Origin of the sequence: Streptococcus mitis (assembly GCF_026782865.1) — a bacterium.
GTDB classification, from domain to species: Bacteria; Bacillota; Bacilli; order Lactobacillales; family Streptococcaceae; genus Streptococcus; species Streptococcus mitis_CG.
Window position 1 is genome coordinate 200,162 of record NZ_JAKUXK010000006.1, and the last position, 16,063, is coordinate 216,224.

Annotated in this window: 19 protein-coding genes and 1 pseudogene; 19 read left to right on the forward strand and 1 reads right to left on the reverse strand. The window is 37.9% G+C overall.

Translation table 11 applies throughout. From position 1 onward, the window contains the following. The first annotated feature begins 4 nt into the window (after positions 1–4). The 7 genes from glmU (at position 5) to MK482_RS05705 (ending at position 6,005) form a co-directional block, all read left to right on the forward strand. Complete coding sequence (glmU, locus tag MK482_RS05675; protein WP_268718212.1) at positions 5–1,384, forward strand: bifunctional UDP-N-acetylglucosamine diphosphorylase/glucosamine-1-phosphate N-acetyltransferase GlmU; 1,380 nt, start codon at positions 5–7, stop codon at positions 1,382–1,384. Positions 1,385–1,393: 9 nt separating this feature from the next. Then, complete coding sequence (locus tag MK482_RS05680; protein WP_268718213.1) at positions 1,394–1,939, forward strand: NUDIX hydrolase; 546 nt, start codon at positions 1,394–1,396, stop codon at positions 1,937–1,939. 11 nt (positions 1,940–1,950) lie between these two features. Next, positions 1,951–2,262: a cell wall synthase accessory phosphoprotein MacP gene (gene macP / locus MK482_RS05685; protein ID WP_268718214.1), complete on the forward strand. Its 312-nt coding sequence runs from the start codon at positions 1,951–1,953 to the stop codon at positions 2,260–2,262. Between the two features lie 16 nt (positions 2,263–2,278). After that, on the forward strand, positions 2,279–2,971 hold the full coding sequence (locus MK482_RS05690; protein WP_268718215.1) for a 5'-methylthioadenosine/adenosylhomocysteine nucleosidase: 693 nt from the start codon (positions 2,279–2,281) through the stop codon (positions 2,969–2,971). Positions 2,972–3,047: 76 nt separating this feature from the next. Next, a complete protein-coding gene (gene rocS, locus MK482_RS05695; RefSeq protein ID WP_000021242.1) occupies positions 3,048–3,539 on the forward strand; it encodes a chromosome segregation protein RocS in 492 nt (163 codons plus the stop codon). A gap of 103 nt (positions 3,540–3,642) precedes the next feature. Further along, entirely contained in the window at positions 3,643–4,233 is a 591-nt protein-coding gene (locus tag MK482_RS05700; RefSeq protein WP_268718216.1) for a 3'-5' exonuclease, read from the forward strand. Positions 4,234–4,241: 8 nt separating this feature from the next. Then, positions 4,242–6,005 carry a glycerophosphodiester phosphodiesterase gene (locus MK482_RS05705; RefSeq protein ID WP_268718217.1) on the forward strand — a complete coding sequence of 588 codons (1,764 nt, stop codon included), beginning with the start codon at positions 4,242–4,244 and terminating at the stop codon, positions 6,003–6,005. Positions 6,006–6,077: 72 nt separating this feature from the next. Here MK482_RS05705 and MK482_RS05710 read toward each other — a convergent pair whose 3' ends face one another. Continuing rightward, on the reverse strand, positions 6,078–6,377 hold the full coding sequence (locus MK482_RS05710; RefSeq protein ID WP_000981526.1) for a YbaB/EbfC family nucleoid-associated protein: 300 nt from the start codon (positions 6,375–6,377) through the stop codon (positions 6,078–6,080). Between the two features lie 283 nt (positions 6,378–6,660). Between MK482_RS05710 and MK482_RS05715 the strand changes: the two are divergent. From MK482_RS05715 to lacB, 12 genes and pseudogenes are all read left to right on the forward strand, one after another. Next, positions 6,661–6,753, forward strand: a pseudogene (locus tag MK482_RS05715) (twin-arginine translocase TatA/TatE family subunit); the annotation flags it as partial. 333 nt (positions 6,754–7,086) lie between these two features. Beyond that, the gene (locus MK482_RS05720) at positions 7,087–7,794 is read left to right on the forward strand and encodes a 2-C-methyl-D-erythritol 4-phosphate cytidylyltransferase (RefSeq protein WP_268718218.1); all 708 of its coding nucleotides are present in this window, start codon (positions 7,087–7,089) and stop codon (positions 7,792–7,794) included. Between the two features lie 4 nt (positions 7,795–7,798). Beyond that, on the forward strand, positions 7,799–8,821 hold the full coding sequence (locus MK482_RS05725) for a ribitol-5-phosphate dehydrogenase (RefSeq protein WP_000609877.1): 1,023 nt from the start codon (positions 7,799–7,801) through the stop codon (positions 8,819–8,821). A 16-nt stretch (positions 8,822–8,837) separates the two neighbouring features. Next, positions 8,838–9,707 carry a phosphotransferase family protein gene (locus MK482_RS05730; protein ID WP_268718219.1) on the forward strand — a complete coding sequence of 290 codons (870 nt, stop codon included), beginning with the start codon at positions 8,838–8,840 and terminating at the stop codon, positions 9,705–9,707. Continuing rightward, on the forward strand, positions 9,697–10,575 hold the full coding sequence (locus MK482_RS05735) for a DMT family transporter (RefSeq protein ID WP_136936813.1): 879 nt from the start codon (positions 9,697–9,699) through the stop codon (positions 10,573–10,575). The genes MK482_RS05730 and MK482_RS05735 overlap by 11 nt, the downstream gene beginning before the upstream one ends. Before the next feature lie 11 nt (positions 10,576–10,586). Beyond that, positions 10,587–11,276, forward strand: coding sequence for a sugar phosphate nucleotidyltransferase (locus MK482_RS05740; protein ID WP_000643974.1), 690 nt, complete (start codon positions 10,587–10,589; stop codon positions 11,274–11,276). Positions 11,277–11,473: 197 nt separating this feature from the next. Continuing rightward, entirely contained in the window at positions 11,474–11,950 is a 477-nt protein-coding gene (locus MK482_RS05745; protein WP_268718220.1) for a PTS sugar transporter subunit IIA, read from the forward strand. A gap of 38 nt (positions 11,951–11,988) precedes the next feature. Next, the gene (locus MK482_RS05750) at positions 11,989–12,294 is read left to right on the forward strand and encodes a PTS sugar transporter subunit IIB (RefSeq protein WP_124787400.1); all 306 of its coding nucleotides are present in this window, start codon (positions 11,989–11,991) and stop codon (positions 12,292–12,294) included. Positions 12,295–12,342: 48 nt separating this feature from the next. After that, positions 12,343–13,818, forward strand: coding sequence for a PTS galactitol transporter subunit IIC (locus MK482_RS05755; protein ID WP_124787401.1), 1,476 nt, complete (start codon positions 12,343–12,345; stop codon positions 13,816–13,818). A 99-nt stretch (positions 13,819–13,917) separates the two neighbouring features. Next, positions 13,918–14,814, forward strand: coding sequence for an aldose 1-epimerase family protein (locus MK482_RS05760; RefSeq protein ID WP_268718221.1), 897 nt, complete (start codon positions 13,918–13,920; stop codon positions 14,812–14,814). A gap of 270 nt (positions 14,815–15,084) precedes the next feature. Next, positions 15,085–15,510, forward strand: coding sequence for a galactose-6-phosphate isomerase subunit LacA (lacA, locus tag MK482_RS05765; protein WP_000029277.1), 426 nt, complete (start codon positions 15,085–15,087; stop codon positions 15,508–15,510). A 30-nt stretch (positions 15,511–15,540) separates the two neighbouring features. Then, on the forward strand, positions 15,541–16,056 hold the full coding sequence (gene lacB, locus MK482_RS05770; RefSeq protein ID WP_001216918.1) for a galactose-6-phosphate isomerase subunit LacB: 516 nt from the start codon (positions 15,541–15,543) through the stop codon (positions 16,054–16,056). Positions 16,057–16,063 lie beyond the last annotated feature (7 nt).

Below are 16,063 nucleotides of genomic sequence, written 5' to 3' on the forward strand. Positions count from 1 at the left end.
GATTATGTCAAATTATGCCATTATTTTAGCAGCGGGTAAAGGGACTCGCATGAAATCTGATTTGCCAAAAGTGTTGCACAAGGTTGCGGGTATTTCTATGTTGGAACATGTTTTCCGTAGTGTGGGAGCTATCCAACCTGAAAAGACAGTAACAGTTGTAGGACACAAGGCAGAATTGGTTGAGCAGGTCTTGGCTGGACAGACAGAATTTGTGACTCAATCTGAACAGTTGGGTACTGGACATGCAGTTATGATGACAGAGCCTATCTTAGAAGGTTTGTCAGGTCACACCTTGGTTATTGCAGGAGATACTCCTTTAATCACTGGTGAAAGTTTGAAAAACTTGATTGATTTCCACATCAATCATAAAAATGTGGCCACTATCTTGACTGCTGAAACAGATAATCCTTTTGGCTATGGACGAATTGTACGTAATGACAATGCTGAGGTTCTTCGCATTGTTGAACAAAAAGATGCCACAGATTTTGAAAAGCAAATCAAGGAAATCAACACTGGAACATATGTTTTTGATAACGAGCGTTTGTTTGAGGCTTTGAAAAATATCAATACTAATAACGCTCAAGGCGAATACTATATTACAGATGTCATTGGCATTTTCCGTGAAGCTGGTGAAAAAGTTGGCGCTTATACTTTGAAAGATTTTGATGAAAGTCTTGGGGTAAATGACCGTGTGGCACTTGCGACTGCTGAGTCGGTTATGCGTCGCCGCATCAATCATCAGCACATGGTCAACGGTGTTAGCTTTGTCAATCCAGAAGCAACTTATATCGATATTGATGTTGAGATTGCTCCGGAAGTTCAAATCGAAGCCAATGTTACCTTGAAAGGGCAAACGAAAATTGGTGCTGAGACTGTTTTGACAAATGGTACTTATGTAGTGGATAGCACTATCGGAGCAGGAGCTGTTATTACTAACTCAATGATTGAAGAAAGTAGTGTTGCTGACGGCGTAACTGTCGGACCTTATGCCCACATTCGTCCAGGTTCAAGTCTGGGTGCCCAAGTCCATATTGGAAACTTTGTTGAGGTTAAAGGTTCTTCTATCGGCGAGAATACTAAGGCTGGTCATTTGACTTATATCGGAAACTGTGAAGTGGGTAGCAAGGTTAATTTTGGTGCTGGAACTATTACAGTTAACTATGACGGCAAAAACAAATACAAGACAGTCATCGGCAACAATGTCTTTGTTGGTTCAAATTCAACCATTATTGCGCCAGTAGAACTTGGTGACAATTCCCTCATTGGTGCTGGTTCAACTATTACCAAAGACGTGCCGTCGGATGCTATTGCTATTGGTCGCGGTCGTCAGGTCAATAAAGACGAATATGCAACACGCCTTCCTCATCATCCTAATAATCAGTAGGAGCTTATCATGGAATTTGAAGAAAAAACGCTTATCCGAAAAGAAATCTATCAAGGACCAATATTTAAACTGGTTCAAGATCAGGTTGAATTACCAGAAGGTAAGGGAACTGCCCAACGTGATTTGATTTTCCACAATGGGGCTGTCTGTGTTTTAGCTGTAACGGATGAGCAAAAACTCATCTTGGTCAAGCAGTACCGCAAAGCCATCGAGGCTGTCTCTTACGAAATTCCAGCTGGAAAATTGGAAGTAGGAGAAAATGCAGACCCTGTAGCAGCTGCCCTTCGTGAATTAGAGGAAGAAACAGCCTATACAGGGAAATTAGAACTCTTGTACGATTTTTACTCAGCCATTGGATTTTGTAATGAAAAGTTAAAACTATACCTAGCCAGCGATTTGGCAAAGGTGGAAAATCCGCGTCCGCAGGATGAGGATGAAACCTTGGAAGTCCTTGAAGTGAGCATAGAAGAAGCTAAGGAATTAATCCAATCAGGTCATATCTGCGATGCCAAGACAATTATGGCTGTTCAGTATTGGGAATTGCAGAAAAAATAGAGGAGGTCGATATGGGTAAACCTTTATTAACGGATGAAATAATCGAAAGAGCTAATAGAGGAGAAAAAATTTCAGGTCCCCCTTTGCTAGATGATGAGGAGACTAAGATTTTGCCAACCTCTTCTTCCCGTTTTGGTTATGGCAATCCTAAGGATCATGGATTTAGTCAGGAAACCTTGAAGATTCAGGTCGAACCGTCTATTCATAAAAGCCGTCGCATTGAAAATACTAAGAGAAATGTCTTCAATTCTAAGTTAAATAAGATTTTATTTGCAGTCATCTTTCTCTTGATTTTGCTTGTCTTAGCAATGAAACTTTTGTAATAGAAAAGGAATTGAAATGAAAATAGGAATTATTGCGGCTATGCCAGAAGAACTGGCGTATCTGGTCCAGCATTTAGACAATGCCCAGGAGCAAGTTGTTTTAGGCAATACCTATCATACAGGAAAACTTGCCTCGCATGAAGTTGTTCTTGTAGAAAGTGGGATTGGTAAGGTCATGTCTGCTATGAGTGTGGCGATTTTGGCTGATCATTTCCAAGTGGATGCTGTGATTAACACGGGATCAGCTGGGGCAGTAGCAGAAGGTATTGCTGTTGGGGATGTCGTGATTGCTGATAAATTAGCCTATCATGATGTGGATGTCACAGCTTTTGGATATGCTTATGGACAAATGGCGCAACAACCGCTTTATTTCGAATCAGATAAAACCTTTGTTGCCAAACTCCAAGAGAGTTTATCTCAATTGGACCAAAACTGGCATCTTGGTTTGATTGCTACAGGAGATAGTTTTGTTGCAGGAAATGATAAGATAGAAGCGATTAAGTCCCATTTCCCAGATGTTTTGGCTGTTGAGATGGAAGGGGCAGCTATTGCTCAGGCATCTCATGCCCTTAATCTTCCAGTCTTAGTCATCCGAGCTATGAGTGACAATGCCAACCATGAAGCAAACATTTCTTTTGATGAGTTTATTATCGAAGCTGGACGTCGCTCTGCTCAAGTCTTATTAGCCTTTTTGAAGGCCTTAGCTTAAGCGAAAATTTGACAGTTTTTCTAGCTTATGATAAGATTTAAGTAAAGAAAAGCTAGAAAACGTTTCAGAGGATATTATGAGTATTGAAATGACCGTCAGTGAGATTGCAGAGGTTTTAGGATTATCTCGTCAAGCAATCAATAACCGTGTCAAAGAATTACCAGAAGAAGACACAGATAAAAATGACAAAGGGGTAACGGTAGTTACCAGAAGTGGCTTGATTAAGCTAGAAGAAATCTATAAAAAAACGATTTTTGAAGATGAGCCTGTCAGTGAAGATGTCAAGCAACGTGAACTGATGGAGATTCTGGTTGATGAGAAGAATGCAGAAATTCTCCGTCTATATGAACAATTAAAAGCCAAGGATCGTCAGTTATCAGAAAAAGACGAGCAGATGCGTATCAAAGACCGTCAGATTGCTGAGAAAGACAAACAGCTCGATCAGCAGCAACAATTGACCCTTCAAGCCATGAAGGATCAAGAAAATCTTAAGCTAGAGCTGGACCAAGCAAAAGAAGAAGTCCAATCAACTAAGAAAGGCTTTTTTGCTCGTTTATTTGGAGGATAATCAAGGAGCTGTTTAGGTTAAATGCTAACCTGATGGCTTCTTTTATTTCTAATCTAAATAGTATAGTTGCTCAAGTAAAATAACAGTATAGGAGAGGTAGAAAATGGAACGATTAGAAGATTACATTGCTTTCGATTTAGAATTTAATCAGCATGAAGGGCAAACACACTTGATTCAAGTATCGGCAGTGCGTTTTAGAGATGGTCAGGAAATCGATGCCTATGATTCCTATGTCCATACCAGTGTTCCCTTAAAAAGTTTTATCAATGGTTTGACTGGGATTACAGCTGAGACATTAAAAGATGTTCCTACAGTGGAGGAAGTCATAAAAGAATTCCAAGAGTTTGTGGGTTCTTTACCCATGGTAGGCTACAATGCTGCTAAAAGTGATTTGCCTATTCTAGCAGAGTATGGTTTAGATTATATCCAGCAGTATAAGGTGGATTTGTATTATGAAGCTTTTGAACGTCGGAGTTCAGATTTACATGGTATTGCCAATCTCAAATTGCAAACTGTTGCCTCATTTCTTGGATTTCAAGGTCAGTCTCATAATAGCTTAGAGGATGCTCGGATGACGGCGCGTGTTTACGAGTCCTTTCTAGAGTCAGACCAGGCTAAAGAATTGTTAGGGGCAGAAAGTAGCCTCTCGAACAATCCTTTTGGGGGCTTAGACTTGTCTCAATTATTTGACTAGGAGTGCCTATGAAACCTGAAAAACCTAAAAATCTAGGTTTTAAGCAGATATACTTTAATCTAGATAAAATACTCTTTCTTTTCTTCTTGACTTTCATGATGATTGAGTTTGTCTGGTTACCTTCAAATTCATGGATTGCTGGACTTTTGCTCCGTCAGACAGGTTATCTCTTTCTATCCTACAACAATATTTTTGCTATTATAACGGGCTCACCCTTTGTTAGTCTTGCTTTATTTGTTCTGGTAATTGTTAATTTATTGGTCGCCTATTACCAGATAGGACTTCTCTTTATTGGTGCTCGGCATTTATTATGCCATGAAAAAAGGACCTTGCTGGAGTACAGTCGTAAGGTCTTTCGCCAAAGTTTCTTGTTTATGAAGCAAGTGACGCTTGCAAAGATAACCTTTATCTTCTTTTATGTCATGATGCTCTTTCCATTGATTCGAAAGATTTTAAAGATTTACTACCTAAATAAAATTGTCATTCCAGACTTTATCGTTGATTATGTGGAAGATAAGTATTGGCTAGTAGGTATAGTTGTTACTATTCTGGCTTTACTTTTGTTTTATATTTCAGTACGGTTGATGTTTGCCTTACCCCATCTTTTATTTGAGAAGAAAACAGTCAAAGAAGCAGTCAGATATAGTCTAGAAAAGACAAGAAAGCACTCCTGGTTTTATACTTGGAACTTGCTTTGGATTGTCGTCAAAACCTACCTATTTTTCATTCTTTTATTGATTCCAATCTTGGCAAGTCAGGCACTGATGGATGGTTTGACCCATAAGGAATCTCTTGTACTGGGAATTATCAACTTTGTCTTGATTAAGAATTTCCACTATATGACCTTGACTTACTTTCTCATTAAGTTTGTTTCCTTCTTAACAGGAGAAGAACTAGAAATCACACCAAGGAGAAAGAAAGACCACTGGATGAGATGGGGAGTGATGGGCTGTGCTTGTATCTTTTTCGCTCTTGAGGGTTATGTTTATTTAGAAGCTCCAGTTTCACATAAACCTTTAATCATTTCTCACAGGGGAGTATCTAATAAGAATGGTGTGCAAAATACTGTCCAATCACTAGAAAAAACCGCTCAGTTATCTCCAGATTTCGTTGAGACAGATGTTCAGGAAACAAAAGATGGTCAGTTTGTCATGATGCATGATGCCAATATCAAGACATTGACAGGAGTTAATGCCAATCCTCAGGATCTCACTTTGGAAGAATTAACCAAACTCAATATTTCAGAAAATGGTTATCATAGCAAGGTGTCCAGTTTTGATGACTATCTCAATAAAGCCAATGAATTGCATCAAAAACTCCTCATTGAAATTAAAACCAGTCGAAAAGATAGCCCAGATATGATGAAACGCTTTATGGAAAAATATGGAACTGTTCTTAAGCAGAATGGTCACCAAATGCAATCCTTGGACTACCATGTGATTGACCAGGTTTTAGCCTACGATACTCAAATTCCAGTCTTTTTCATCCTACCTTATAATAGCATTTTTCCAAGAACCAAGGCTACAGGCTATACCATGGAGTATTCAACTTTAGATGAAAATTTTGTCAATAAGCTTTGGAATACGGATCAGAAATTGTACGTGTGGACCATCAATAGTTCAGAGTCCTTTGATAAATCAGTTCATTTGGGAGCTGATGGCATGATAACAGATGACTTGGAAATGATTCAAGATCAGGTTACTATTGCCCAAGAAAACCCAGAGTATACTGATTTGCTTTTCAAACAGGCCATGGAATTCTTTAATTTTTAGTAAGCAAAAAGAGGAACAGTTGTTCCTCCCATGATAGGCAAGTATTCTCTTGAATGCTTGTTTTTTTAATGCTTAGAATGGCAATTTCCCAGCGAAAGCACCCAGTTTTTTCTTGGTAGTTTCATCGATTTGTTCAAGAGCAGAGTTGATGGCTTGAACTGTCATATCAGAAAGAGTTTCGAGATCTTCTGGGTCAACGACAGCTGGATTGAAGTCAATGCTGACAACTTTTTTATCTCCAGTTAAGGTTGCTTGGACAAGGTCTTGAGCAGATTTGCCAACAAATTGCATAGCAGCAAGTTCAGCTTGGCTTTGTTCCATTTGTTTTTGAAGTTTTTGTGCTTGGCGCATCATGTTTTGCATGTTCATCATAGTGTTTTATAGTTTCCTTTTATCTTATTTTCTTTTTTATTTTATCAATTTTGAGGCTAAAAGTCTATTATTAGTATAAATTATTCAACATTAAATTTTCTGAAAATTTAATGAAAAATGATTGAAAACATGGTATAATGAAACGTAAAATTAATTCAGGTTCCCTGAATCGATAGGAGTATACAATGAAAAAACTAGGTTTTGTCCTTTTATCTTCAGCCTTGCTATTGACAGCATGTGCAGTCCGTTTTGAAAAATCAGCTGTCTTATGAGCGTTCAGAACCGATTGCCTGAACTAGGCGAGTCAATCGGTAAAATGTTATCTGAATTTAAAAAAGCAGTTAAAAGAACTGAAAATCAAGATAAGGAAGATTAAGACTGGTGAGTTTTACTAAAAAATAAGAAGTTAGGAAGTGTGTCTCTGTCAGACAATTTACCATTTCCTAGCTTTTTCTTGTATTAAGAAAATATAAATTTAAGTTTTCTTTAAGAAAACTATATTATTCTGAAGAACTCTAAAATTTCACAGCTATTTATTAGTAATGACTATAGAATTCCTAGCCACTACTGGAAATGGTCTAGTTTTTAATAACAGTATTACTTAACCTTTCTATTCTAGAACGGGAGGTCTGGTATTTCTTTCAAGATAGGACTAGATTGTGGTATAATAAAGAGAATAAGTTTTTTAGTAAGACAAAGGAGAAAAAAGATGATTTATGCAGGAATTCTTGCCGGTGGAACTGGAACACGTATGGGAATCAGTAACTTGCCAAAACAATTTTTAGAGCTAGGTGATCGACCTATTTTGGTTCATACAATTGAAAAATTTGTCTTAGAGCCAAGCATTGAAAAAATTGTAGTTGGTGTTCACGGAGACTGGGTTTCCCATGCAGAGGATCTTGTAGATAAATATCTGCCCCTTTATAAGGATCGTATCATCATTACAAAAGGTGGTGCTGACCGCAATACGAGTATTGAGAAAATCATTGAAGCTATTGATGCTTATCGTCCGCTTACTCCAGAGGATATCGTTGTTACCCACGATTCTGTTCGTCCATTTATTACACTTCGCATGATTCAAGACAATATCAAACTTGCCCAAAATCATGACGCAGTGGACACAGTGGTAGAAGCGGTTGATACTATCGTTGAAAGTACTAATGGTCAATTTATTACAGATATTCCAAATCGTGCTCACCTCTATCAAGGACAGACACCTCAAACATTCCGTTGCAAGGACTTCATGGACCTTTATGGCTCTCTTTCTGCTGAGGAGAAGGAAATCTTAACAGATGCATGTAAAATCTTTGTGATCAAAGGAAAAGATGTGGCCTTGGCTAAAGGTGAATATTCAAATCTGAAAATTACTACAGTAACAGATCTGAAGATTGCAAAAAGCATGATTGAGGAAGAGTAATAAAATGATTAATCAAATTTACCAATTAACAAAGCCTAAGTTTATCAATGTCAAATACCAGGAAGAGGCCATTGACCAAGAGAATCATATCCTCATCCGCCCTAACTATATGGCGGTCTGTCATGCGGATCAGCGTTACTATCAAGGAAAACGTGATCCAAAGATTTTGAATAAAAAACTTCCAATGGCAATGATTCACGAGTCATGTGGAACCGTTATTTCTGATCCAACAGGAACCTACGAAGTTGGTCAAAAAGTTGTCATGATTCCCAATCAGCCACCTATGCAGAGTGATGAAGAATTCTATGAGAACTACATGACAGGTACTCATTTCTTGTCTAGTGGATTTGATGGCTTTATGAGAGAGTTTGTTTCTCTTCCTAAAGATCGTGTGGTGGCTTATGATGCTATCGAAGATACGGTTGCAGCCATTACAGAGTTTGTCAGTGTCGGCATGCACGCTATGAATCGTCTATTGACCCTTGCTCATAGCAAGCGGGACCGAATCGCCGTTATCGGAGATGGAAGTTTAGCATTTGTGGTTGCCAATATTATCAACTATACTTTGCCAGAAGCAGAGATTGTGGTTATTGGTCGTCATTGGGAGAAATTAGAACTCTTCTCTTTTGCCAAAGAATGCTATATTACTGATAATATTCCTGAAGATTTGGCCTTTGACCATGCTTTTGAGTGTTGTGGTGGTGATGGTACTGGACCAGCCATTAATGACTTGATTCGCTATATTCGTCCTCAAGGAACGATTCTTATGATGGGAGTTAGTGAGTATAAAGTCAATCTCAATACACGCGATGCCTTAGAAAAGGGCTTGCTCTTGGTTGGTTCCTCTCGTTCTGGTCGCATCGATTTTGAAAATGCAATCCAAATGATGGAAGTCAAGAAATTTGCCAATCGTCTTAAAAATATCCTTTATCTAGAAGAACCTGTAAGAGAAATTAAAGATATTCACCGTGTCTTTGCTACCGATTTAAACACAGCCTTTAAAACCGTGTTTAAGTGGGAAGTATAAGTGCTGGAGGTTAATTGTGGAGAAAATCATTAAAGAAAAAATTTCTTCCCTACTTAGTCAAGAAGAGGAAGTCCTCAGTGTTGAACAACTGGGGGGAATGACCAATCAAAACTATTTGGTCAAAACAACAAATAAGCAATACATTGTTAAATTCTTTGGTAAAGGGACAGAAAAGCTTATCAATCGTCAAGATGAAAAGTACAATCTTGAACTACTTAAAGATTTAGACCTAGATGTCAAAAATTATCTTTTTGATATTGAAGCTGGTATCAAAGTAAATGAGTATATCGAATCTGCGATTACGCTTGATTCAACGTCAATCAAGACCAAATTTGATAAAATTGCTCCAATTTTACAAACCATTCATGCTTCTGGCAAGGAATTAAGAGGAGAATTTGCTCCTTTTGAAGAAATCAAAAAATACGAATCCTTGATTGAAGAAAAAATCCCTTATGCTAACTATGAAGCAGTTAGAGAAGAAGTCTTCTCCTTAGAGAAAAGACTGGCTGACTTAGGTGTTGACAGAAAATCTTGTCATATCGATTTGGTGCCTGAAAACTTTATCGAATCACCTCAAGGACGACTTTATCTGATTGACTGGGAATATTCATCAATGAACGATCCAATGTGGGATTTGGCAGCCCTCTTTTTAGAGTCTGAATTCACTCACCAAGAGGAAGAAGCCTTCTTGTCTCGCTATGAGAGTGAGCAAACACCTGTCTCTCGTGAAAAGATTGCAATCTATAAAATTTTACAAGATGCTATTTGGTGTTTATGGACAGTCTACAAAGAAGAGCAAGGTGCAGATTTTGGTGACTATGGTGTGAATCGTTACCAAAGAGCTGTTAAAGGTTTGTCATATTATGGAGGTTCAGATGAAAAATAAAAATGGAGTTTCCTTCGGTCTACTCTCAGGTGTTTTCTGGGGCTTAGGTCTAACGATCAGTGCTTATATCTTTTCGATTTTTACAGATTTGTCACCCTTTGTGGTGGCTGCTGCTCACGATTTCTTGAGTATCTTTATCCTACTAGCTTTTCTTTTAGTAAAAGAAGGAAAAGTTCGTCTCTCAATTTTCTTAAATATTCGCAATGTTAGTGTGATCATTGGGGCCTTGCTAGCTGGTCCTATCGGAATGCAGGCCAATCTTTATGCAGTTAAGTATATTGGAAGTTCCTTAGCTTCATCTGTATCGGCTATCTACCCTGCAGTTTCAGTTTTATTGGCTTTCTTCTTTTTGAAGCACAAGATTTCAAAAAATACTGTATTTGGGATTGTCTTGATTATTGCAGGGATTATTGCTCAGACCTATAAGGTTGAACAGGTCAATTCCTTCTACATTGGTATTCTCTGTGCTTTGGTTTGTGCTATTGCATGGGGAAGTGAGAGTGTTCTCAGCTCTTTTGCTATGGAAAGTGAATTAAGTGAAATCGAAGCCCTCTTAATCCGTCAAGTGACTTCATTCTTGTCTTATCTTGTGATTGTACTCTTCTCTCATCAGTCATTTGCAGAAGTAACCAATGGACAATTACTAGGTCTTATGATTGTCTTTGCAGCCTTTGATATGATTTCTTACTTGGCTTATTATATCGCTATCAATCGCTTGCAACCAGCCAAGGCTACAGGTTTGAACGTGAGCTATGTAGTTTGGACAGTCTTGTTTGCAGTTGTTTTCTTGGGTGCACCGCTAGATATGCTGACAATTATTACGTCACTTGTAGTCATTGCTGGAGTTTATATTATTATTAAAGAATAAAGGAGATTCGTGTGAAAGCCATCATCTTAGCAGCGGGATTGGGAACTCGCTTGCGTCCTATGACTGAAAATACCCCTAAAGCCTTGGTTCAGGTTAATCAAAAACCCTTGATTGAATACCAAATTGAGTTTTTAAAAGAAAAAGGAATCAATGACATCATCATCATTGTTGGTTACCTTAAAGAACAATTCGATTACTTGAAAGAGAAATATGGTGTTCGCCTCGTCTTCAATGATAAATACGCTGACTACAATAACTTTTACTCTCTCTATCTTGTAAAAGAAGAATTAGCTAACAGCTATGTTATTGATGCCGATAATTATCTCTTTAAAAATATGTTCCGCAATGATTTGACTCGTTCGACTTATTTTAGTGTCTATCGTGAAGATTGTACCAACGAATGGTTCTTGGTCTATGGAGATGACTATAAGGTTCAAGACATTACTGTTGATAGTAAGGCAGGTCGCATTCTTAGTGGTGTATCCTTCTGGGACGCTCCAACTGCAGAAAAGATTGTCAGCTTTATCGATAAGGCTTATGCAAGTGGTGAATTTGTTGATCTCTATTGGGACAATATGGTTAAGGATAATATCAAAGAACTGGATGTCTATGTTGAAGAATTAGAAGGCAATAGCATCTATGAAATCGATAGTGTCCAAGACTACCATAAATTAGAAGAAATTCTTAAAAACGAAAATTAAAGATTCCAACATCTGGCTGAATAGTCGGATGTTTTTTTACTTCACTTTAGTTTGATATTTTTAATAATTGTTTGAAATATGGTTGTTAAATATAAAAAAAACAAAAAATGAACAAAAAACAACAGAAAATTATTGACAACGATTTCATATAGTGTTATACTTATAGCATAAAGTTAATGGAAAGAAGGGAAAACCTTATGGGATTAGATCATTTCTTTGACAAAAACCTTGTGTTTTGCTTAGAAGCGGATAATCAAGAACAACTCTTTGATCAGGTTGCAACTTTATTGGAAGAACGAGAAATCGTAACTCCAACCTATCGTGAAGCCTTGATCACGCGTGAAAAGTCATTCCCAACTGGCTTAGATATGGAATTTTTGGGTAAGGATTTGCCGAATGTGGCTATTCCTCATACAGATACAATTCATAATCTTGCCGAAAAAGTTGTGGTCGTTCGATTAGAAAAACCAGTGACTTTCCACAATATGATTGCGCCAGATAAGGAAGTAGAAGTATCCTTGCTCTTCTTTATCATTAATAACTCAAGTTCAAGTCAAACGAACATTCTTGCTCAGTTGATGGACTTCTTTACAGGAAATGGTCATTTGGAAGATTTGGCTAAAATTTCTGAACCAGAAGCTATCTACGCTTATATAGCTGAAGCAACTGTATAATCTTGTCTATTAAAAATATTAAATCGGAGGAAATCTATATGATTAAAATTCTTGCTGCCTGCGGTGCAGGTGTTAACTCAAGCCACCAAATTAAAAGTGCTCTTGAAGAAGAACTTTCAAACCGCGGTTTTGATGTTCACTGTGATGCAGTTATGGTAAAAGATGTTAACGAAGACCTTATGAAAGGTTATGATATTTTTACACCAATTGCTGCAACAGATCTTGGTTTTGACCCAGGTATTCCAGTTATCGAAGCTGGACCAATCTTATTCCGTATCCCAGCTATGAGTGCTCCAGTATTTGATAATATTGAAGCAGCTATCAAAGAAAACGGATTAAGCTAATTTTAATTTGTCAACATTCATATAACACAAAAAACGGGAGGAACTATTATGGATGTCATTATCGAACTAGCCAATAAGCTGTTCAAACCTATCTTGGAAATGGGTGGACCGATCATCATGCTGATCATTTTGACAGTATTGGCTTTACTTTTTGGAGTGAAATTCTCCAAAGCGCTTGAAGGTGGTATCAAACTTGCCATCGCTCTTACTGGTATCGGTGCTATCATCGGTATGTTAAATGGTGCTTTCTCAGCATCACTTGCAAAATTCGTTGAAAATACTGGTATTCAATTGAACATCACTGACGTTGGTTGGGCACCACTTGCTACAATCACTTGGGGATCTGCTTGGACACTTTACTTCTTGCTCATCATGTTGATTGTCAATGTAGTGATGCTTGCTATGAAGAAAACTGATACACTCGACGTCGATATCTTCGATATCTGGCACTTGTCTATCACAGGTCTTTTGATTAAATGGTATGCTGATAACAATGGAGTTAGCCAAGGGGTTTCTCTCTTCATCGCAACTGCAGCAGTTGTCCTTGTAGGTGTTCTTAAAATCATCAACTCTGATTTGATGAAACCTACATTTGATGACCTTCTTAACGCACCAAGTTCATCACCAATGACTTCAACTCACATGAACTACATGATGAACCCAGTTATCATGGTTTTGGATAAGATTTTTGAAAAATTCTTCCCAGGTCTAGATAAATATGACTTTGATGCTGCTAAATTGAACAAGAAAATCGGTTTCTGGGGATCTAAATTCTTCATCGGTTTCATCCTTGGTATCGTTATCGGTTTGATGGGTACCCCACATCCAGTTGCTGGAGTAGAAGAAGCATCAAACTGGCAATTAGTTATTAAAGGTTGGTTGTCTCTTGGTTTGACAGCTGGTGTATCTTTGGAACTCTTCTCACTTATCGGTTCATGGTTCATCGCTGCCGTAGAGCCACTTTCACAAGGTATTACAAACGTCGCTACTAAACGTCTTCAAGGACGTAAATTCAACATCGGTCTTGACTGGCCTTTCATCGCTGGTCGTGCTGAAGTTTGGGCTTGTGCAAACGTACTTGCACCAATCATGTTGGTTGAAGCTGTGCTTCTTTCAAAAGTCGGAAATGGTATCTTGCCACTTGCAGGTATCATCGCTATGGGTGTTACTCCAGCTCTCTTGGTTGTAACACGTGGTAAATTGCTCCGTATGATTATCTTCGGAACACTCTTGTTGCCACTCTTCCTTCTTTCAGGTACACTTATTGCACCATTTGCAACAGAGCTTGCTAAAGGTGTAGGTGCCTTCCCAGCAGGTGTGAGTCAAACTCAATTGATTACTCACTCAACTCTTGAAGGACCAATCGAAAAACTTCTTGGTTGGACAATTGGTAACACTACAACTGGTGATATCAAAGCAATCCTTGGTGCTGTAGTCTTCCTTGTATTCTATATCGGTATCTTTGCTTGGTACAGAAAACAAATGATCAAACGTAACGAAGAGTACGCAGCAAAAGCAAAATAATGCACTCCTATAAAATGTAAATTGTTGAAACTAGGTTGTCATACCTTTTAGGAGTGACAGCCTAGTTTTTTATAAACTATCAAGAAATCGGAGAAAATAATGGTAATTGAATTAAAATCAGAACAATTAAGTGTTCAATTTAACAGTTTTGGTGGGGCTCTTTCTTCTATAAAAGATGCTGAGGGACTGGAGTATTTGTGGCAAGGGGATGCCACTTATTGGAGTGGACAAGCTCCTGTTCTCTTCCCCATTTGTGGTTCTTTGAGAGAGGATACAGCCCTCTATATAGATGAGAAGGGACAAGAAAGCAAAGGAAAGATTCCTCGTCATGGTTTGGTTCGTAAGAAAGAATTTGAATTAGTTGAACAAACAGATAATAGTGTAACTTTTGCAATTGAAGACGATGAGAATAGCTATCAAAACTACCCTTATCATTTCCGCCTAGAAATCACTTATATCCTTACTGGTAAGACAGTACGGACTCAATACAAGATTTTCAATAAAGAAACTAGCAAGGTCATGCCTTACTTTATTGGTGGACATCCAGGCTTTAATTGTCCTCTACTGGATGATGAAGTCTATGAAGACTACTATTTAGAGTTTGAGAAAGAAGAGACTTGCTCTGTTCCACGCCCTTTCCCAGAAACAGGTATGCTGGATTTTCAAGATAGAAGTCCATGGCTAGAGGGTCAAAAAGAATTAGATCTTAATTATGATCTTTTCAGCACAGATGCAGTCACCTTAGATGAATTGCAATCTAGAACAATTGCCCTTCGTTCTCGTAAACATGATAAGGGATTGAAAGTGCACTTTGCAGAGTTTCCAAATCTCATTATCTGGTCAACTTTGAATAAAGGTCCTTTCATTGCTTTTGAACCATGGTCTGGCTTGTCAACATCCCTTGAAGAAGGAGATCATCTAGAAGATAAGAAGAATGTTCGTCTCCTAGAACCTGGTCAAGTGGATCAAATTGGTTTTGACATCGAAATTTTTTAGATTAAAAAATAAAACACAAAAACAAACATTAACTGTTGACTTTTTCAGGAAATAGGAGTATATTATGTTTGTAACAAACAAATAATCAATTGTTATATTCTCTTGCGTGGAGAAAGATTATTTCTAGGGAACTGGTTTCCTAAACTTGAATAAGGTGTCATTCATCTCATTCAATCCAATTTGTCAATAAACTGCTAGAAAGCTTTTGTAGGTAAACTGCTAACTATAAAAGGTTTTACTAGCCTAGAAAAATAAAAAGGAGTATACAATATGTCTATTGTTATCGGTGCAGATGCTGCAGGTTTGAGATTGAAAGAAGTTGTGAAAGACTTCTTGGAAAAAGAAAATTTCCACGTTGTGGATGTTACAGCTGAAGGTCAAGACTTTGTTGATGTGACTCTTGCTGTTGCTGCAGAAGTAAACAAAGAAGAACAAAACCTTGGTATCGTGATTGATGCTTATGGAGCTGGTCCATTTATGGTTGCAACTAAGATCAAAGGAATGGTTGCTGCAGAAGTATCTGACGAACGTTCAGCTTATATGACTCGTGGCCACAACAACTCACGTATGATCACTATGGGTGCACAACTTGTTGGTGATGAATTGGCTAAAAATATCGCTAAAGGATTTGTTAACGGTAAATACGACGGTGGTCGTCACCAAATTCGTGTCGACATGTTGAACAAAATGTGCTAATTAGATTACAGTAAGAAAGGTAAGTTAAAAATGAGAATTGCAATTGGATGTGACCACATCGTAACAGATGAAAAAATGGCGGTTTCAGAATTTTTGAAATCAAAAGGATATGAAGTCATTGACTTTGGTACTTATGACCACACACGTACTCACTACCCAATCTTTGGTAAAAAAGTTGGTGAAGCTGTAACTAGCGGTCAAGCTGATCTTGGGGTATGTATCTGTGGTACAGGTGTTGGTATCAACAACGCTGTAAATAAAGTTCCTGGTGTTCGTTCTGCCTTGGTTCGTGATATGACAACAGCTCTTTATGCTAAAGAACAATTGAACGCTAACGTTATCGGTTTTGGTGGTAAAATTACTGGAGAATTGCTCATGTGTGATATCATCGAAGCTTTCATCCATGCTGAATACAAACCAACTGAAGAAAACAAAAAATTGATTGCGAAAATTGAACACGTTGAAAGTCATAATGCTCAACAAACAGACGCAAACTTCTTCACTGAATTCCTTGAAAAATGGGATCGCGGAGAATACCACGACTAAGAGGTGA